Source organism: Paenibacillus sp. Paensp111, assembly GCF_059492195.1.
This window is the reverse complement of the sequence record NZ_CP168527.1, coordinates 3,900,027-3,920,320: the sequence shown is the minus strand read 5'-3', so window position 1 is coordinate 3,920,320 and position 20,294 is coordinate 3,900,027. Positions and strand designations below refer to the sequence as shown.

Here is a 20,294-nt window from a genome sequence, read left to right as displayed (position 1 = left end):
GGGTACTCGGCATGTTGAGTAGGGCTAAGGCTTAGCTCCGCAAACTTTGAGGAGGGAAACGAAAGAGATGAGCAAAGGACGCATTGTCAGCATTACGGGTCCGGTTGTCGACGTTGAATTTGACCGTGGTCAGCTTCCGGAGATTTTCAATGCCATTAAAGTTTTGAAGAACGATCAGCAGGGAAATGTCACTGATTTGATTCTTGAAGTTTCCAACCATTTGGGTGACAACCTGGTTCGTTGTATTGCCATGTCTTCTACAGACGGTCTTGTACGTGGAACCGAAGCTGAAGATTTAGGCGCTCCAATCTCTGTACCTGTCGGCGAAGGCACACTTGGACGTATTTTTAACGTTCTTGGTGAGACGATCGACAACAGAGGCGCAGCAGCAACTACGGTTAAGAATCCAATTCACCGTCAGCCACCGGCTTTCGATGAACTTTCTACACAAGCTGAAATTCTTGAGACAGGAATTAAGGTTATCGACCTGCTTGCTCCTTATGCAAAGGGCGGTAAGATCGGCCTCTTCGGTGGTGCCGGTGTAGGTAAGACGGTAACCATTCAAGAGCTTATCAACAACATCGCTCAAGAGCACGGTGGTATTTCCGTATTCGCCGGTGTAGGTGAGCGGACACGTGAAGGTAATGACTTGTACCATGAGATGTCGGATTCCGGCGTTATCAATAAAACAGCAATGGTGTTCGGTCAAATGAATGAACCACCGGGTGCACGTCTTCGTGTTGCCTTGACGGGTCTCACTATGGCCGAGTATTTCCGTGATGAAGAAGGACGCGACGTGCTTCTGTTCATCGATAACATCTTCCGCTTTACTCAAGCGGGTTCTGAAGTATCCGCCCTTCTCGGACGTATGCCTTCAGCGGTAGGTTACCAGCCTACACTCGCAACAGAAATGGGACAATTGCAAGAGCGGATTACTTCTACCAAGAAGGGTTCCGTTACTTCGATCCAAGCGATCTACGTTCCTGCGGATGACTATACTGACCCGGCTCCGGCGACTACATTTGCGCACTTGGATGCTACAACGAACTTGGAGCGTAAAATCTCCGAGATGGGTATCTACCCAGCCGTAGATCCACTCGCATCCAGCTCCCGGATTCTGACTCCAGAGGTTGTCGGCGAAGAGCATTATAACGTAGCTCAAGGTGTTAAACAGCTTTTGGCGCGCTATAAAGAGCTTCAAGACATCATCGCGATTCTCGGTATGGATGAGCTCAGTGAGGAAGATAAGCTGATCGTGGGTCGTGCCCGTAGAATTCAGCGCTTCCTGTCCCAGCCTTTCCACGTTGCGGAAGCATTTAACGGATTCCCTGGTAAATATGTTCCGATTGCAGATACCGTTCGTAGTTTCAGAGAAATTCTTGACGGTAAGCACGATGAACTTCCAGAGGCTGCCTTCTTGTATGTTGGTGCCATTGAAGAAGCAGTGGAGAAAGCTAAGTCCCTATAAGCTAACGCCTGTGTCATAGGCTTATCTGCTAGAGGCATTAGAATTAATCCAAGTACAAGACGATCTCTTGGCAAGCTGAGGGATGCTTAACGATATAGTTTTCCTTGCAGGAAGACTAAGCAGTGCTTACGAAGATAGCTATCATCAGGGTAGCTTTTAGGAGGGTTGCAAGTGAGCACCTTTTTATTAGAAATTGTTACTCCTGAGCGCATCGTATTCTCCGAGCAGGTGGACAGTGTATCTGTACGTGGTGATGAAGGGGAACTGGGCATTATGGCCGGTCACCTTCCTTTGGTTACACCGCTGAAAGTGGCACCGATCACCATCAGAACGGGAAAAACGGCTACAACTCTAGCTGTTCATGGCGGATTTGTTGAAGTGCAAAAGGAGAAAGTGATCATTCTGGCCGAAAGCGCAGAGATGTCAACTGACATTGACGTAGAACGTGCCAGAGCGGCGAGAGAGCGCGCTGAACGACGTCTAAGCTCAGGTGGTAACCAGGATCTTGTGGATCACCGCCGTGCGGAACTGGCACTGCAAAGAGCGATTACCCGTATCAACGTCTCTTCCCGAGGCAAGGAATAGTTATGAAGAAGGGCATTTCCCAGGTCGTGTGACCGAGGGGAATGCCCTTTTTTTTCTTTTGTACCTGATTAGATAGAGAATCTATTAGTTACAAGTATAGAGCCTAACCTCTCATGAAATGGATATAGAATCAGAGAGACTGCTGAATCAGTTCCTTAGCTTCCGAGATCAAGCCGGGATCAAGCGGTTCAAGAATATGGTTGTTGACCCGGACGCCGGAGCCCAGATGAACCTCGGTGATACCCGTATCCCGTATGAAATCAGCAAGTCCATGTACGGTTAGTCCGGCCCCGGCAATAAGTTCAAGATGGCCAGCTTCAATGGCTAGGTCCCTAAGCCGCTGTAAAGTGTCTACAGCCTGGGCAGCTGAAGGCTTGGCGCCAGAGGTTAGAACATGGGTGACTTCACGAAATCGGCTTAACGTTAGGAGCGCCTCCACCTGATCTGCAGTCTCATCGAATGCCCGGTGAAAAGTGATAGGAAGACCCTCGGCCGCCTCAATAACCCTATGTAACAGTTCCTCATCCACCTTACGTTCAGGCGTGAGGGCACCAAATACAAATCCATCAATCCCTAAGCGATTGAACCTGCGCGTATCTCTAAGTAAAGTCTGGACATCATCAGCATCGTAGCAGAAGTGTCGGCTGTGAGGTCGGACCATGATACGCATATCAATACTGCTGTGTTCACGGATCTCTTCCACAAGACCGAGACTGGGGGTTAGACCGCCTTCCAAGGGGGCTGTGATGACTTCAATCCGGTCGGCTCCGGCGGCGTGAGCAATTTTTGCATCGGCAAGAGTATAGGTAATGACTTCAAGTTTCATAAAAATTCCCCCGTAGGTTACTGTGTTAGATCATAAGTTATTTCACTGTTAATTAGATTGTAAAAGCATTTATAGTTATACTTTGTTAAATAAATCGCTTTCATGTGACAAAATTTGAAAAAGCATGAAAAAAGCTGGATTATTACATGCTTGGCAAGTATGATATAGAAGGTCTTTGTTTTTGTAAAATCAATTTAAAAAATTGCGCAAATCCTGTGGGTAAAGTGAAGGAACTTCAGTCTTCAGTTTATCTCACGAATAGCCGATATAATTTATGGTGTGATTAACCGTTTTTGGGTTGCCCGCATAAATTATAAGCGTGATCGAGGAGGAATCCGAGTGGATTCAAATACGGTGAGTCAATTGCCGTCAAGTATAGCTGTGGGTGGTCTGACAGCTATCATCGTATCGCTGGTTAGCATTGCAGTAGCCTTCTGGGCGTTGCAGAATTTAAAGCTGGATTTGATTGTACGCAACCCCAAAGGACCTCAAGGTAAGCTGCTGCATTTGCTGCTGGCCGTAATTTTGGGGCATTTCGTTGCTTCTTTTGTTCTGGATTACTGGGGCTATACTCGGATGCTTAGATACATGTTTTAATATTCAGACGTTTGGTTATATCTCTCATAGGAAATATTCCGTGAGTGTGAAATGTCGAATAACAACGAAACATTGTGTTAACAATGGAAATATGGATCTTATGCTCCGTAATTATCCCAGTATGGTAAGAGAATATGGTTATGGTTGTAGAGCGCAGATGGGCTTTTGTGAGACACAGCGCTAACGATATTCTTATGTTAACAAACTCTTGAGCCATGCAAATAAACCATGTTATCATGAAACTTAGTGAATTAGCGGGATACTTTTTTCAAATGTTTGAAAAGAGAGAAAATGAACGCGCGGAGGGAAACAAGATGAGCAAATTTATCGTCCGCGGTGGCAATGTGTTGACCGGGAACGTCAAAGTCAGCGGAGCTAAGAACTCAGTGCTGCCCATTATCGCAGCCTCTTTGTTGGGTGAAGAAGGGGTCAGCATCATAAGAGATGCACCACCACTTGATGATGTGATGACGATTAATAAAGTATTGGAACATCTAGGAGCTGCTGTTACATACGAGCAGGAAGTGATCACGGTAGATGCGCAGCAACTCGTATCCTGTGAAGCTCCCTATGAGTGGGTACGCAAAATGCGGGCATCTTTCCTGGTCATGGGACCCCTGCTTACACGCATGGGACATACAAGAATCTCACTGCCTGGCGGCTGTGCAATAGGAACTAGACCGATTGACCAACATCTCAAGGGCTTTGAGGCCATGGGTGCTGAGATCAATTTGGGTCAAGGTTATATTGAAGCCAAGTCTGACGGCAGACTTCGCGGGGCGAAGATCTATCTGGATGTAGCCAGCGTCGGAGCAACGGAGAACATTATGATGGCAGCTACGCTTGCAGAAGGCACCACCATTATCGAAAATGCAGCGAAAGAGCCGGAAATTGTCGATCTTGCGAATTACCTCACCAGTATGGGTGCTATTATTCGCGGTGCGGGAACAGGCGTGATCCGCATTGAAGGCGTCGAGAAGCTGCATGGTGTAGATCATACAGTCATTCCTGACCGTGTAGAGGCAGGAACATTTATGATCGCAGCAGCCATTACTGGCGGCGATGTTTTCGTAGAAGGTGCAATTGCGGACCATCTCGGACCTGTCATCTCCAAGCTTGAGGAGATGGGCGTGGCTATAGACATCCAGGAGAACGGAGTTCGCGTAACTGCGAACAAACCGCTGCGTTCTGTAGATGTGAAGACCCTTCCTTATCCAGGCTTCCCGACGGATATGCAGTCTCAGATGATGGCTCTCCTTCTTAAATCTGAAGGAACGAGTGTCGTAGCAGAGACGGTATTCGAGAATCGCTTCATGCATGTGGAGCAATTCGGCTTGATGAATGCCGAGATCAAGGTAGAAGGCCGCAGCGCGATTGTTACAGGCGGATCGAACCTGAAGGGTGCTAAAGTGTGTGCAACGGATCTTCGCGCAGGTGCGGCTCTGATCATTGCGGGACTTGTTGCTGAAGGAACTACTGAAGTTAGTGGTACACACCACATTGACCGCGGATATGTGAATCTGGCGGAGAAGCTGCAAGGACTTGGAGCTAACATTTGGCGTGTATCCATGGACGAAGAGGTGGGAGCTTCAGGCTTGGAGAAGTCTTCAACCGTTCAGGAAGAACTGGGCATTTTTAAAGTACAGCCTACACTGGCTTAAATTACATTCTAAATAATAAGTGAGAGAACCTCTGCCTACGGCGGGGGTTCTTTTTTCATATGTCATTAGAGACATTGCGCTTCCTAGTGAATCGATTTGTCTTAATATACAAGCTGATCTACAGCCATCTCATGCAGGTTCTACCTCCTGATTAAAACTCATATCTATAAGTATATTGGCGAAAAGATATAACGAGCAAAAGCTAGAATAACCTGACCAGCCAATAGGGAACAGGCTGGCTAAGTACGCTCGTTGGAGGATGGGGGTTACGAACAGCATGAAGGAGAAGAGAGCTTCTATAAAAGTTACATTAACGCCTGGTTATGGGTCAGGCTCAAGGGAGACCCGCTTGAGCGATATCAAACCAGGTGAGAATAGTGTTGAGCTCACCGAATATCTACCGGCAGCAGCCGGGGAAGAAAGTCGTAGGATTCATTCGGCCGGTCAGCGGCCAAAGCCTGCAGGTGTTCCTGGCAATGGGGGGACGCCAAGAGAATTGGAGCGGCAAGGTGACGTAAAAAGCGGGCAGGCCGCACCCCAGGTGCATAGCGATGAGCCGCCGCGGCTAGCTGTGGCGGGGACGCCCAGCGCTTCGCCAGCTGGGCGAACCGCCCCCGGCCCCGCGGCTGCGCCAGCGGGGCCAACGGCACCCCCGCGGGCCCCGCATGACGCGGGCCCGCACTGGCACCGCCCGCCGGGCGCGCTGACGCCGCCGCCCGGCGCGGGCGAGCCGCCCCGCACTCGCGTTCGCGTGGGGGTTTGGGCCCGCGGTCCTTTCTTCCGCAGATTCGGAAGAAAGGACCGCCAGATCTTGGCCGCCGCGGCCGTGCTGACGGCGGCGGCCCTGGTACTGCCCGCGCTGGTTACGCTCCTGCGCGGGGGGCATGCTCCGGGCGCGGTGCCCCAGCCCGCGCCGGTCCGGGTTCCGGCGAAGCCGGTGCCTGCGCCGGCTGCCCGGGCGCAGGCGGACCAGACACCGGTCCGAGTCTACCTCTCGAAGACCGGCGTGGTGGAGACACTCCCGCTCGAAGAATATGTGGCTGGCGTGCTTGCAGCCGAGATGCCAGCCACCTTCGAGCTGGAGGCACTTAAGGCCCAGGCCATCGCCGCACGGACTTTTATCGTCCGCAGGCTGGCGGATGAGGACGTCAGCGGCGTACCGGGCGGAGCCGCCAATGTAACAGATACCGTGGCCCATCAGGCCTATCTGTCACGGGCCGCCCTGGCGAAGTGGAAGAAGGACGGCGAAGCTGACAAGCTGGCCAAAGTCAAGAAGGCCGTGCAGGATACAGCAGGCATCATTATGACCTATCAAGGCAAGCCTATTACCGCTTCCTTCTTCTCTGCGAGCAGCGGCTATACCGAGAATTCGGAAGAATATTGGAACCAGAAGATTCCTTATCTTCGCAGTGTGGCAAGTCCCTGGGATGCGAAGCTTGACCCGACTTATAAGGAGACGGTGACCTTGAAGCTCACCAGTGTGTTCCAGAAGCTCGGTCTTAACCAGGCAAGCGTGCCTGCAGCAGCAGGGCAGAACCAGGATAGCAGGAATCTTTTTGAAATCTTGTCTAGTACAACAGGGCATAGAGTTAAAGAAGCTGAGATAGGCGGGAGGAAGTTCAGCGGAAGAGAGATCCGGGAGAAGCTGGGCCTGCGCTCAAGCCAATTCCGTTTTGATATAGCAGGAGATCAGGTCAAGATTACCACTTACGGATATGGGCATGGGGTTGGGATGAGCCAGTGGGGGGCCAACGGAATGGCCCGGGAAGGTTATACAGTAACTCAGATTCTCAAACACTATTACACCGGAATCTCCTTCGACCAAGCCTCCAGGCTATTGCCTAAGGGATAAGGCGGACCAACCACTCAGGAATATTTTTCAAAAAAATAGTATAGCCGAAGTATAAAAGAGTTGTCCCCGGTAACACTTGTTACTGAGGTGATAAACTATGAATGATCAAAATCAGAAGAATCAAAAGAATGAGGAATCTCCTAAAATTGGACTAGGAGAGCCGGTAGTACAGGCGTCCTCATGGAAAAGGCTGTTGTCAAGAAAGTGGGTATACCCGGCAGCATACATGGCCACCGCGGCAATCATACTAACCTTAGTGTGGGTCTACCAGGATGCCAGCCATAAGCCGCAGGTCAAGGAAACTGCAGGGGTAACCGCGAATGTGGATAACACACCGGTTGTAGATTCAAGCAAGAATGAAGCAGGTCAATCTGTACCTACTGTTGCAACGCCGGAAGATCTTGTATGGCCGGTGGCAAATGCCGCCGATGTTACGGTCGTTAAACCTTTTTACGACAAAGACGCTTCAGCTGAGGACCATGTTGCTGCGATCGTGAAGTACAACGATACGTTTATCCCGAACACAGGGATTGACCTGGCTCGCGGAGACAACAAGACCTTTGAAGTCAAAGCCGCACTGGCCGGCAAAGTTACTCGTGTAGAACAGACTCCATTGTCAGGTTATGTGGTGGAGGTTACCAATGCCAATAACCTGAAGACAGTGTACGAAAGCTTGGCTGACGTCAAAGTGAAGAAAGATGCTGAAGTGAAACAAGGCGATACGCTGGCTAGCGCCGGACGTAGTGAGCTGGAGAAGGATCTTGGCAATCATGTTCACTTTGCCGTATATGAGAACGGTACACCCGTGAACCCGGCCACTCTGCTTCCACAAAAATAATGGCTTTACCCAGACGGAGAATCGTGAGATTCCCCGTCTTTTTGGTGTGTCATGCAAAAAATAGGCCATCCCAAGGCTTGTCAGGCTTGGAAACAAAGAATATATGGGCACGCCCCTCATATACTGTACCAAACTATCTCGAGTTGGGAGGCGGGAGCGTGCATGATTACATCAAGGAACGTACCATTAAGATAGGCCGCTGCATCGTGGAGACGAGGCATACAGTAAGAACGATCGCCAAGGAATTTGGCGTGTCCAAGAGCACGGTGCATAAGGACCTGACCGAACGGCTTCCGGAGATCAACCCGGATCTGGCTGACCAGGTGAAGCATATTTTGGAGTACCACAAATCTATTCGGCATCTACGTGGAGGAGAGGCGACCAAAATTAAGTATAAAAAAACAACACCCTCCAAACGGGAGGTCATTTCGGCAGTAAATTAGTCCTAATTTAGTATTCCAAACGTCACAAATATTTTTATGCATGATTTTCATGGAATCGACAAGATCAGGGCTGTTTTCCTGCTAAAAAAGACAGGATTGTGATTGAATACGTCCCCCAAAGTATGATATTTTTAAATATGGTACGAGAATGCGGGTAATTTATCCATTCATCCCGAAATTTGGCTATACAGAACGGACTTAAGAGGTATTTTTTCTGGTCTTTTTTGTAAAACTAACGGATTTTCTGTCGAATACGGGTTACCATAGATGAGGATTTCTTTTACCATTTCAAAATACGCTTTGGGGGAGCTTTGTAATGATGAGCAAGGATATCGGAATTGACTTGGGCACGGCGAATGTGCTTATCCACGTAAAAGGGAAAGGTGTAGTGCTCGACGAGCCTTCGGTAGTTACCATTGAGAGCGATACCAAGCGTGTGCTTGCTGTCGGCGAAGATGCAAGACGGATGGTAGGCAGAACACCGGGGAACATTGTAGCAATCCGTCCGCTGAAGGATGGAGTCATTGCAGACTTCGAGATCACGGAGACGATGCTGAAGTATTTCATTAATCGTGTTGGCGGCAAGAGCTGGTACAGTCACCCCCGAATTCTTATCTGTGCCCCAACGAACATTACCTCGGTTGAGCAAAAGGCGATTCGTGAGGCCGCAGAACGCAGCGGGGCTAAGGAAGTCTATTTGGAAGAAGAGCCGAAGGCAGCTGCCATCGGGGCAGGAATGGATATATATGAACCGAGCGGAAATATGGTTGTAGATATTGGAGGCGGTACTACGGATGTAGCGGTACTCTCTATGGGAGATATCGTCACCGCTTCTTCCATTAAGATGGCAGGCGACAAGTTCGATGCGGCCATCATTCGTTATATCAAAACAAAGTACAAGCTGTTAATCGGGGAGCGTACGGCTGAAGATATCAAGATCGGAATCGGAACTGTTCGTCCCGGTGGCCGTCAGGCTGAACTCGACATTCGGGGAAGAGATATGGTATCGGGACTTCCGCTTACCATTACGATATCTTCTACAGAAGTACAGGAAGCTCTATGGGAGCCTGTATCTTCGATTGTTGCAGCAGCAAAATCAGTCTTGGAGCGCACTCCGCCGGAACTGTCCGCGGATATTATCGACCGCGGGGTCATCTTGACTGGCGGGGGCGCTCTGCTGAATGGATTGGACGAGCTTTTGGCCGATGAGCTCCGTGTACCTGTAGTCATCGCAGAGGATCCAATGCACTGCGTCGTGAAAGGTACCGGACTTATGCTGGATAATTTGGACAAAGTTATTAAGAAAAAGTTCTAACCATCCGATATATAACAGAGAACCTTATTGCCTACGGGCAATTGGATATAGATGATCCACATCACGATCAAGCCTAACCATAAATCTTATGTACACAATGTTATTCAGACATAAATAAGCCTTGAGTACCTAAGCCTAAAGCTTAAGTAACCAGATTTGACGCATTAGAAACAGGGGATTTATTACACTAGCTGGACTTCTAGTCCGCGGCTAGGCAAGACAACCCAGTAAGTAAACATTTAGCAAGTAGACTAGCAAATAAGCCAAACAAGCGAATTATGTGAAGCAAGTATGCAAAACCCAGCAAGTAAAACAAGTAAGTAAAACACAAAAGCAAACCAAGCAAGTAAACCAAGTAAGACTCTTAGCTAGCCAAAAGGTAGCGTAAGCACACAGAACTGCCAAAAGTAATATTTGTAGCAAAGTTTAATTAGCATGTACTAGTTCGTAGATGAAGACAAACAAGATTCGTTAGCACGTCCTAGCAACACCATGTTAATAAGAGGAAGTTCTAATCCCACGGAAGATCCTAAGATGTAATGCCTAGTAAGTAACTAAGCAATTAACAAGCTGTTAAGATCTTGATTTTAGTACAAGCAGTCAATGAATCAATACAGACATCCTAGCTAAGATATTAGGAACTAATAAGATTTTGCAAGCCAAAGACAGTAGACGTCAGTCCAAGTCAGTCAGCATTGCTAAATATCAGTATGTATACACAAGACACCTCAACCCAGAAGCGTGTCCCGTAGGGACGACAAGCGACTCAGAGCACCATGAGCACTAAGTCCAACTAACCCTGCCCCACTCCCCACCCTTTCAGGTGTCCAGAGGATGAAATCCTTGGGGCCCTCCCTTAGGGAAGGGAGGGTTTGGGAGGGTTGTGAAAAACTAAGGAGGTTTCCCATTTGCTAAGAGGACTCTACACGGCTGCCGCAGGCATGATGACCCAGCAGCGGATGCACGATACGGTGACCCAGAATATAGCCAACATTAACACACCAGGATACAAGTCGGTGAACGAAGCAGCTCGCTCATTTCCGGAGGTGCTTATATCTCTGGTAGGCGGGAACGGACCCGGCACTACACAAATTGGCAAGCTGAATACCGGCGTGTTCGCCGAAGAGACACAGCCTACTTACACACAGGGAGACCTCCGGGAGACTGGCAAAAGTTCGGATTTCGGACTGGAATCCAGCCTGGAACTGAATGACCAGGCAACGGGGCAGCCGTATGCTTTTGATCAGTCCGGCAAATTCGTAAAGGCGGATGGCAGTGTGGTGTATCGCCCGCAAGCCTTCTTTACGGTTCAAGACAATAACGGAAATATCCGTTATACGAGAGATGGCAGCTTTCATGTGAATGGGGCTGGAGAGCTGCTTAGCTCTACAGGCTTCAAGGTTCTTGGCAGTAATGGACAGCCTCTTGTTCTGAATCGTCCTATTAACGATCTCCAGACAGACAGTAAAGGTAACTTTTTATATAATGGAGTCCCTACGAATCAACAGCTGCAGATCACAGTAGCTGCATCCCCTTATGAGCTTGTTCGTAACGGGAACGGCGTATATGAAGCGGCTGATCCGCAGAAGGCGGGTCTTCGCAATATGGCCGCAGCTGATGCCGTAACCGTGCGTCAGGGTTCTCTTGAAGGTTCGAATGTGAACACGGCTCAATCGATGGTCGATTTAATGACGGCTCAGCGTGCATATGAAGCTAACCAGAAGGTTATTCAGTTCTACGATAAAAGTATGGACAAGGCCGTCAATGACGTCGGCCGTGTGTAGGAGGCGCTAAATGAACAATTCCATGATTAGCTCCGCGGTCTCCATGGCTGGAATCCAGCAGCGTCTGGATCTCTTGGCGGATAATATTGCGAATGTGAATACGGTCGGGTATAAGAGCAAGGGGGCTACCTTTGAAGATACCCTTACCAGCATTGTGAAGCAGGAGTCCGGGATGGGCCGGACAGGCAGAGCTACCCCGCTTGGGGTTAACGTGGGATTCGGCTCTAGAATGACGAGTGTCTCCCGTGATTATTCCCAAGGTGCGATCAAGGATACGGGGAACGACACCGACCTTGCGATCCAAGGTAACGGATTGTTCGCGGTACAGGCGAACGGCCAGAAGGCTTGGACAAGAGAAGGAGACTTCCATATCCAGCCTGATCCCAAGGATAACAAATTGGCATATTTGGTAACGAACCAGGGATACTATGTACTAGACAAGAATAACGCGCCTATTACTGTTCCTGCAGGCTCCAAGCTTCAGATCGATGCTCACGGCAATATTAAAGCCACTTTAGGCCAAACGACAACGAATCTTGGGCAGGCGATTCAGCTCGTGTCCCCTCAGCGGCCAGAGGCCCTGGAGCAAAGAGCGGATAATCTGTTCGTTCTTACAGCAGGCGCTAGTGAGGCCGATGTCCTTGCGGGTAACGATACGCTTCCACAGAATCAGCAGGCATCTATTCGTCAAGGTGCGCTGGAACAATCGAATGTGGATCTGGCGACAGAAATGTCGGAAATGCTTCAGGTGCAGCGGGCGTATCAGCTTTCAGCACGTGCCTTGACATCAAGTGATACAATGACTAATCTGGCGAACAATTTGCGTGGATAGGTGGAGGCATCAATGAGTCAAGAGAATAAACCGGCAGCCAAGCGGCCTGCTCTGCGCAGAAGCCTGTTCATTCTTCTGCTCCTTTTCATCCTCTTACTGGCGCTTTTTGGCGGTATGATAGTAGGATATGTCGTGCTCGGGAAGCAAAGCTTGAGCGAGGTTTTCCAGTGGAGTACTTGGCGTCACGTCTATGATTTGGTTTTTGCCCCATAAAGGTGATGCAGCTGAAAGTGAGAATTCCTGCATTATTTATATCACCGGTATGGATCCCGCAACTGCGGGAATTTTACGTATAAGGTTCGTAAGGCTCCCGCAACTGCGGGAATTCTTACGTAAATAATTCGTAACAACTCCCGCACAAGCGGGAGTTTTATTTTTGAGCAGGGAGAAGGTATAATTGTTGGAGGACTATCCGCTCAAAGCAGGCAGGATTGCCGGGCAGCAGCAAAAGCAAAAGGGTTCTATCCGCAAGACGGCTGATCAGCAGCCCTGCGAATAAACCCCTTATCTGAACCTTCGCATCTGCAGAGACGAAGGATAATTACAGTTTGGCCTTGGCCATTTGTTTTTATACGGAATTATCCGTTTAAATACAATTACCCGGTGTGTGGGCAAATATGAAAGGGGCAGTACATAATTATGTTAGACAATAGGCAGGTTCAAGACATTATTCCTCACCGCTACCCGTTCCTACTGGTAGACCGAATCATCGAAATGGAGGAAGGGAAACGGGCCGTAGGGATTAAGAATGTAACTATAAATGAGCCTTTCTTCCAAGGGCACTTTCCGGGTTACCCGGTAATGCCAGGGGTTCTTATTACAGAGGCTTTGGCTCAAGTAGGAGCGGCCGCTATGCTTAGCGTGGAGAGCAATAAAGGCAAGATTGGATTCCTTGCAGGCCTTGATGGATTCCGCTTCCGTGATATGGTATTTCCGGGCGACACTCTGCGCTTGGAGGTTGAGATTATACGTCTGAAGGGTTCGATCGGCAAAGGCCGCGCTACTGCTAAAGTAGGAGATAAGGTGGTAGCTGAAGGTGAAATTATGTTCGCCCTCTCGGATGGAGAATTGAAATAATCTAATAATAGAATGGGAGTAGAGACAATGAGCGAGATCAATCAGACAATTCAAGATAAGGTTCAGGCTTGGCTTCAGGATGCTTCGATTGATGAAGAGACCAAACAGGAGCTTCGCTTGCTGGACAACAGCCCTGCTGAGCTGGAAGACCGCTTCTATAGAGACCTTGAATTTGGCACAGGCGGACTCCGCGGTGTGATTGGCGCAGGCAGTAACCGGATCAACCGTTATACTGTAGGTAAAGCAACCCAAGGATTCGCCCAGTACATTCTGGATGTCCACAGCAAGTCCCAGGCGGAGGGCAAGCCTTCGGTTGTGATTGCTCATGACTCCCGGCATTTCTCGCCGGAGTTCGCTCTTGAAGCCGCATTGGTTCTGGCAGGGAACGGGATTACGGCGAAGCTGTTCCGTTCACTTCGTCCGACTCCACAGCTATCCTTCTCCGTGCGTACGCTTAAAGCTACAGGAGGCATTGTAATCACAGCGAGTCATAACCCGCCGGAATACAATGGTTATAAGGTATACAATGCATCTGGCGGACAGCTCGTTCCTCACGAAGCTGAGGAAGTAATTGCTTTGATCCAGGATGTATCATCATTTGCGCAGGTGAAGCGTCTGACTCAGGAGGAAGCGGAATCCCAAGGGCTGCTTGTCTGGCTTGGAGATGCGGAAGATGAAGCGTTCGCGGATACGGTAGCTGCTACCAGCGTGAACCCTGACATGTTAGCCTCGGGTGCTGGCAAAGATGTGGTTATTGTCTATACTCCACTTCACGGAACAGGTAATGTTCCGGTTCGCCGCGTGCTGGATAAGCTGGGCTTCACACAGGTCCACATTGTAGCTGAGCAGGAGAAGCCGGATGCGGAATTCTCCACAGTGAAGTCACCGAATCCGGAGGAACGGGAAGCTTTTACCCTGGCTATTGAGCTTGGGAAGAAGGTAGGCGCAGATCTGCTTATGGGAACAGATCCGGATGCAGACCGTATGGGAGCCGTAGTTAAGGACGCGGATGGTGAATATCAGATTTTGACCGGTAATCAGTCCGGTTCCATTCTGGTACATTATCTGCTCAGCCAGCTGAAAGCCAGCGGTAAGCTGCCGACTAACGGGGCGGTAGTCAAGACTATCGTAACCAGCGAGCTCGGTGCTGTGATTGCGCGCCACTATGGTGTGTCGGTATTCAATACGCTGACGGGCTTCAAATATATCGGTGAAATGATGAATCAATTCGAGCAGTCCGGCGATCATACCTTCCTATTTGGATATGAGGAAAGCTACGGATACCTGGCTGGCAACTATGCCCGTGACAAGGATGCGATTGTGGCATCGACTTTAATTGCTGAGGCTGCGGCATACTACAAGACACAAGGCAAAACCCTCTTCGACGTTCTTGAAGAGCTGTATCAGCAATTTGGTTACTACCGTGAATCTCTTGTCTCGCGTACGCTCAAAGGCAAGGATGGCGTAGCCAAGATTCAGTCCCTCATGACGGACTGGCGGGATCACGCTCCTCAGGAAGTGGCGGGCATTAAAGTGAAGGAAGTTGAGGACTATTCTAAAGGGCTGTTTGGCTTCCCTAAAGAGAATGTGCTGAAATTCATTCTGGAAGACGGATCATGGTTCTGCTTGCGCCCATCTGGCACAGAGCCTAAGATTAAAGTGTATTTTGCTGTGCGGGGCTCTTCAAATGAGGAATCACTGAGCACACTTGGTAAATTGCAGGACGAGGTTATGGCCAGAGTTGACGCTTAATTCACATTTGGATGTAATAATGAAATAACGTTTTTACTTAATATTCCGAAGTCTCTTGGTGCTCTCGCTTATGGGCTGGGGTTAGGGGCTTCGGAGTTTATTCATGAGGAGGTACCTTCGTGTATCAAAGATGGCAGAAGTGGAATAAGGTGTCCCGCAAGTGGCTATGGATTCTGGTGGTAGTAGGTATGGTAGCTTCCCTGCCGTTAATCTATGGCCGTATTCAGACCGAGCAGACAGCCAAGAACGTGGAGCTTATTTTCAATTACCGCAGTTTGCTGGAAAGCTCTTATTATCAACCTAATCCTGAAGCATATCTGAATGAACAGCTGGATAAGCTGCAAGGAGCGGGTGTCAGCACGATCGCGATGTTTGAAAGCAATCTCGACGAATTGTCCAGATCCCACCGTGTAATGGTATACAGCACACAGGATCTGATCAACATGAAGAAGCTGCCTCTATCCAGCGCAGCAACCGAGAATCAGACTTATGTCGTATTTACGAACGAAGAGAATGCACGTACTTTTCAGCCTTTAATTGAAGATACTTTCAAAATATTCGATATCGATGTGGCTCCTTGGAGCTGGGAACCAGGCGAGACAGCCATCCGCATTAATACGTCTATGGCAAATGCTCTAATCAAATCTTTTGCCCCTGATCCGATTGCCATGAAGATGCTGCGGGACAAAGGGTTTAATATACTTCCGCGTATGAGTGACAGTATGCCTTACGATCAGGCGGCGGTAGACAAGCTGCTTACCATGTTCCAGGAGAACCAAGTGAAGCACATCCTGTTTGAAGGGGATGCCGTTAAAGGATTCACTGATAATCCGGAGAAGAAGAGCTTGAAGGCTTTTGCCGACTCGCTCAAAGCTCACGGACTGGGGATTGTGACTATAGAGGGTCTCAAGAAGCCTCAGGCAGGCTTTAACAAGCTGGCCTACGACCTTAATTACAATGTAGTACGTCTATATTCCTTAAGTGATAAGGATGCAAAGCTGGATACAGACACACTTGCTGACCGATTTGCTTTGGCAGTCAAGGATCGGAAGATCCGTATGATCTATATCAACAGTATGCCTAGCAAGGATATGTCGAAGTCTACAATCACAGACTCGGTGGATAACATTGTCCAGACTTTGGGCGAACCGGGAAATGCAATCAAGCGGATCGAGAAGGACGGATACCACCTCGGACAGGCTGAAGCCTTTACGGTCACTTCCCATACTTGGGATAAAATGCTGAAGGCATTGGTTGTACTGGGCGGCGTAGCTTTCGTGAGCATTCTTGTCTCCTATTTCCTGCCTTCGCTGACACTGGCAGCTCTGATTATTGGCCTCTTGGGCTGCGCCGGGCTGTTCGTCATTCACAAGCAGGAGCTGCTGGAGCAGATGCTGTCCCTGCTCGTGGCCATTAGCGCGCCAACCATTGCCATGCTTCTGGCAATCAAGAAGGTACAGGAGACTCAACGTGCGAACTATATGATGTCATCAGGCCGCCGGTTGACTCACAGCCTTGTACTGTTCATTAAGACCTCGTTATTGTCACTATGTGCAGTGCCTTTCGTGATCGCGCTGCTGAACAACATAACTTATGCCCTGGTCCTGAACCAGTTCCGCGGCGTTAGCCTGCTGCATGTGGTTCCGGTATTCCTGGTTGCATTGTATGTCTTCTTATATCAAGGGAAATCCGTATACAGTGAGCTCCGCAGATGGCTTCGTATGCCTATCACCGTCTTATGGGTGGCCTGCGCGGTTATCTTGGGCGCCGTTGGGCTCTACTACCTTTCCCGTACAGGGAACTCAGGCAGTCTTCTGCCTGGCGAAGCTGCATTCCGTTCATTCCTGGAGAATACAATCGGAGTCCGTCCTAGAAATAAAGAATTCCTTGCGTTCCATCCGCTGTTCATTATGGGCGTGTTCGCAGCCCTGCGTTTCCCTAAGCTGATCTATGTGCTGATTATTGCCTCTATCGGTCAGTTATCTATGGTGGATACTTTTGCTCATATTCATTCTCCGGTGCTGATCTCTCTGATCCGCGGACTGCTGGGCATGGGCTTTGGTATCATCATCGGGCTTATTGCCGTTGGAATATGGATTATCGTTGAAAGGTGCTGGACAAAATGGTCACCCCGTCTGCTGCAAGACTAGTCATCTCCGGTTATTACGGCTTCCGCAATAGCGGAGACGAGGCGGTGCTCAAATCGATTCTGACTGCGCTCGAAGAAGAGGGTACACGGGCAGGCATCAGAATCGAGCCGGTAGTTCTATCTATCGACCCGGAATGGACCACCTCAATGTATGGGGTTAAGGCCGTGCACCGGATGAAGCTTGGTGAAGTACGGCGGGCCCTGAAGGAAAGTGATGGTCTGATCAGCGGCGGCGGCAGCCTGCTTCAGGATGCTACCGGCATGACCACAATTCCCTATTATTTGGGCATTATAAAGATAGCGCAGTGGCTCCGGAAGCCGACCTTCATTTATGCTCAAGGGATCGGACCCGTGAACCATGGGATGTTCCATCCCTTTATTAAGGGGATTTTCCGTAAATGCAGCTATATTTCTGTTCGTGATCATGAATCTGCACAGCTGCTTGGAACGATGGGACTAAGCCGGGACGAGATCGAGGTGGTACCGGACCCGGTAATGGGTCTTCCTCTACCGGAAGGCATCCAAATGCCAGGTACTTCGGAGCAGTCCGGGAAGGACCTGCCAGTCGTCGGCGTTTCCGTGCGGTACTGGAATGCGGAACGCAAGGAGCTCACGCAGCTTGCTGCGGGTCTTGCGGCCTTAGCCTCACTCATGCCGGTCCACTTCCGCTTTCTGCCCTTCCACCTTCCGGGGGATGACGAAGCTTCTCGCTTTGTCATTGACCGAATGGAGGGAGTGATTGCGCAGGGCAGCGTCATCAGCGTGGCACCAGAGACGGTGAATCCGCAGGAAATGCTTGCTGAAGTCAGCCGGTGTCAGGCCCTCATTGGTATGAGGCTGCACAGCCTGATCTATGCGGCTTCCCAGCGGGTTCCGCTGCTGGGTATTTCCTATGATCCGAAGATTGATCATTTTCTGGCCCGCCTGGGCTCCGTTCCAGTGGGAACAAGCGATGAGCTTGATCCACAGATTGTGGCATCCGAGCTGCGGGGGCTGCTGCTGGAGGGTGAATCCTGGCGTAGCCGGAATGCATCACGAATCGATACACTGAAGCAGGAAGCCCGCCGTCCGGCGGAGCGGATTGCTGAATTTTACAGGAACAGAGGGTGAACCAACATGAAGCAGCCGGTAAGTGTACCTACGGTATCTGTATTTGGCATTCCAGTCTGCAAGTGGGGGATGGAAGATACCGTTAAGTATTTGACGGAAGTCGTACAGACCGGACAGCCACACCAGATTATCACCGCTAATCCGATCATGGTGATGGCAGCACTGGAGAACCCTGAATATAAGAGCATGATGCAGCATGCGGACCTGATTGTACCTGATGGAACTGGAGTAGTGTGGGCTGCCCGGAAGGGCGGACAGCCCGTGACTGAGCGGGTGGCAGGGTTCGACCTGCTGCATGAACTGATGAAGCAGGGGGAGCAGCTGGGCTGGAAAGTATTTCTGCTCGGCGCAGCGCCAGAAGTGATTCAGGAAGCATCCGCACGGTTACAATTGCAGTATCCGAGAGTGAAGATCGTGGGTACCCGCGATGGTTATTTTGGTCCGCAGCAGGACCTTGAGGTTGTTGGTGAAATTGTGAAGGCTAAGCCGGACCTGTTGTTCGTTGCCCGGGGGGCAGATACACAAGAGCCGTGGATAGCCAAGTATAAGGAGCAGCTCGGTGTCCCTGTAATTATGGGAGTTGGAGGAAGCTTTGATGTGATTTCAGGGCGGACTCAGCGTGCACCGAAATTCATGCAAAAGATGCATCTGGAGTGGTTCTACCGTCTTCTCCGCGAACCTACAAGGATTCGAAGAATGCTTGCGCTGCCGAAATTCACCGTCAAAGTACTGCGTGAGGGAGAAAACCTCACGAAAGTACGATAAATAGGCGGAATCCTCTGAAAATTAGCGGAATTTTGCTGAAATACAGAGTTGGTAGTTTGTTCGCATTCGGAGTATAATTCATTCGGTAGATAAAATGGGGGTTGAAATTGACATGTTGATGATCTATATCATCGGGTTTATCGTCTCGCTCGTTCTGGCGCTCGGCTTGACGCCGCTGGTGAAGAAATTCGCGATTAAGGTTGGCGTAGTTGATGTTCCGAATGCACGCAAGGTGCATACCAGGGTTATGCCGAGACTCGGTGGACTAGGCATTTATTTATCTTTCGTAATCGGATTAGTCGCGCTACTTCCTTTTATCCCGGATAGTTATATCTCTTCCAGAGACCTCGACTTTGTGGGAGCTTTCTTAGTCGGTGGAACTATGATTGTATTACTAGGAGCATTGGACGATCGCTTTGATCTGTCTGCCAAATTAAAACTACTAATTCAAATTGCTACGGCATGTGTTGTAGTGTTTGGATTTGATATTAAGATTGAATTCGCTAATATTCCATTTCACACTTACTCATCTGTGGAGACATGGATGTCGATTCCGTTCACCATCCTCTGGATTGTGGGTGTAACGAATGCGATCAATCTGATCGATGGACTTGACGGGCTTGCTGCCGGTGTATCGGCGATTGCGATTGGTACCATTGCAGTCATGGCCTTTATTATGGGAAATGAGATTACAGCAGTACTTTGTCTGCTGCTGCTGGGCAGTATCTTGGGCTTCCTGTACTTTAACTTTCATCCGGCCAAGATCTTCATGGGAGATTCCGGATCGCTATTTCTTGGATTCAGCTTGGCACTGTTATCCCTGCTAGGATTTAAGCAGGTTGCCATTGTCTCGTTCCTGACCCCGCTGATTCTAATCGGTGTACCTTTGTCAGATACCATGTTTGCGATTGTGCGGCGCTGGATGCAGAAGAAGCCAATCTTCTCGCCGGATAAAGGACACCTTCACCACTGTCTGCGTGAGCTGGGCTTCAGCCATCGTCAGACCGTCCTGATTATTTACGGAATTGCTTCATTCTTCGGAGTGCTTGCCATCATTCAGTCCTCGGCCGCGCTTTACTCGGCCAACTGGGTCACCTTCGTGGTTATCTGCATCATGGTCTTCTTCCTGCAGATCGGTGCAGAAGTCATAGGCTTGATTGGCAAGACGAAGCGTCCTGTTCTTAACTTCATCGCAAGGCTGCGAATGAAGGAGAGCACGGAACGAGGATCGGATTGATCC

Annotated in this window: 18 protein-coding genes; 17 read left to right on the top strand and 1 reads right to left on the bottom strand. The window is 49.6% G+C overall.

Annotated features, from left to right (window positions below):
- Positions 1-67 precede the first annotated feature (67 nt).
- Both atpD and ACEN86_RS18415 read left to right on the top strand, forming a co-directional pair.
- Positions 68-1,468: a F0F1 ATP synthase subunit beta gene (gene atpD, locus ACEN86_RS18420; RefSeq protein WP_495631935.1), complete on the top strand. Its 1,401-nt coding sequence runs from the start codon at positions 68-70 to the stop codon at positions 1,466-1,468.
- A gap of 171 nt (positions 1,469-1,639) precedes the next feature.
- The gene (locus ACEN86_RS18415; protein WP_495631934.1) at positions 1,640-2,053 is read left to right on the top strand and encodes a F0F1 ATP synthase subunit epsilon; all 414 of its coding nucleotides are present in this window, start codon (positions 1,640-1,642) and stop codon (positions 2,051-2,053) included.
- A gap of 130 nt (positions 2,054-2,183) precedes the next feature.
- Here the strand turns inward: ACEN86_RS18415 and ACEN86_RS18410 are convergent, their stop codons facing one another.
- Positions 2,184-2,879, bottom strand: coding sequence for a copper homeostasis protein CutC (locus ACEN86_RS18410; protein ID WP_495631933.1), 696 nt, complete (start codon positions 2,877-2,879; stop codon positions 2,184-2,186).
- Between the two features lie 339 nt (positions 2,880-3,218).
- Here ACEN86_RS18410 and ACEN86_RS18405 point away from each other — a divergent pair, with 339 nt between their 5' ends.
- From ACEN86_RS18405 to ACEN86_RS18335, 15 genes are all read left to right on the top strand, one after another.
- A complete protein-coding gene (locus ACEN86_RS18405; protein WP_495631932.1) occupies positions 3,219-3,476 on the top strand; it encodes a DUF1146 family protein in 258 nt (85 codons plus the stop codon).
- 314 nt (positions 3,477-3,790) lie between these two features.
- Positions 3,791-5,137: a UDP-N-acetylglucosamine 1-carboxyvinyltransferase gene (murA, locus tag ACEN86_RS18400; RefSeq protein WP_495631931.1), complete on the top strand. Its 1,347-nt coding sequence runs from the start codon at positions 3,791-3,793 to the stop codon at positions 5,135-5,137.
- A gap of 277 nt (positions 5,138-5,414) precedes the next feature.
- A complete protein-coding gene (gene spoIID / locus ACEN86_RS18395) occupies positions 5,415-6,989 on the top strand; it encodes a stage II sporulation protein D (RefSeq protein WP_495631930.1) in 1,575 nt (524 codons plus the stop codon).
- A gap of 97 nt (positions 6,990-7,086) precedes the next feature.
- Positions 7,087-7,827, top strand: coding sequence for a peptidoglycan DD-metalloendopeptidase family protein (locus ACEN86_RS18390; RefSeq protein ID WP_495631929.1), 741 nt, complete (start codon positions 7,087-7,089; stop codon positions 7,825-7,827).
- Between the two features lie 158 nt (positions 7,828-7,985).
- Positions 7,986-8,270 (top strand): sporulation transcriptional regulator SpoIIID, encoded by a 285-nt coding sequence (gene spoIIID / locus ACEN86_RS18385; protein WP_127198417.1) that lies wholly within the window; start codon positions 7,986-7,988, stop codon positions 8,268-8,270.
- 316 nt (positions 8,271-8,586) lie between these two features.
- Positions 8,587-9,585: a rod shape-determining protein gene (locus tag ACEN86_RS18380; RefSeq protein WP_495631928.1), complete on the top strand. Its 999-nt coding sequence runs from the start codon at positions 8,587-8,589 to the stop codon at positions 9,583-9,585.
- Between the two features lie 908 nt (positions 9,586-10,493).
- The gene (locus ACEN86_RS18375) at positions 10,494-11,369 is read left to right on the top strand and encodes a flagellar hook-basal body protein (RefSeq protein WP_495631927.1); all 876 of its coding nucleotides are present in this window, start codon (positions 10,494-10,496) and stop codon (positions 11,367-11,369) included.
- A gap of 10 nt (positions 11,370-11,379) precedes the next feature.
- The gene (locus ACEN86_RS18370; protein WP_495631926.1) at positions 11,380-12,201 is read left to right on the top strand and encodes a flagellar hook-basal body protein; all 822 of its coding nucleotides are present in this window, start codon (positions 11,380-11,382) and stop codon (positions 12,199-12,201) included.
- A gap of 12 nt (positions 12,202-12,213) precedes the next feature.
- Positions 12,214-12,414, top strand: coding sequence for a DNA-directed RNA polymerase subunit beta (locus tag ACEN86_RS18365; protein ID WP_495631925.1), 201 nt, complete (start codon positions 12,214-12,216; stop codon positions 12,412-12,414).
- A gap of 426 nt (positions 12,415-12,840) precedes the next feature.
- Entirely contained in the window at positions 12,841-13,278 is a 438-nt protein-coding gene (gene fabZ / locus ACEN86_RS18360) for a 3-hydroxyacyl-ACP dehydratase FabZ (RefSeq protein ID WP_251376427.1), read from the top strand.
- Between the two features lie 27 nt (positions 13,279-13,305).
- Complete coding sequence (locus tag ACEN86_RS18355) at positions 13,306-15,030, top strand: phospho-sugar mutase (protein ID WP_495631924.1); 1,725 nt, start codon at positions 13,306-13,308, stop codon at positions 15,028-15,030.
- 119 nt (positions 15,031-15,149) lie between these two features.
- Entirely contained in the window at positions 15,150-17,180 is a 2,031-nt protein-coding gene (locus ACEN86_RS18350) for a DUF5693 family protein (RefSeq protein WP_495631923.1), read from the top strand.
- Entirely contained in the window at positions 17,153-18,289 is a 1,137-nt protein-coding gene (gene csaB, locus ACEN86_RS18345; protein WP_495631922.1) for a polysaccharide pyruvyl transferase CsaB, read from the top strand. The genes ACEN86_RS18350 and csaB overlap by 28 nt, the downstream gene beginning before the upstream one ends.
- A 6-nt stretch (positions 18,290-18,295) precedes the next feature.
- Positions 18,296-19,054, top strand: a complete 759-nt coding sequence (locus tag ACEN86_RS18340; protein ID WP_495631921.1) for a WecB/TagA/CpsF family glycosyltransferase — start codon at positions 18,296-18,298, stop codon at positions 19,052-19,054.
- 112 nt (positions 19,055-19,166) lie between these two features.
- Positions 19,167-20,291, top strand: coding sequence for a glycosyltransferase family 4 protein (locus ACEN86_RS18335; protein WP_495631920.1), 1,125 nt, complete (start codon positions 19,167-19,169; stop codon positions 20,289-20,291).
- Positions 20,292-20,294 lie beyond the last annotated feature (3 nt).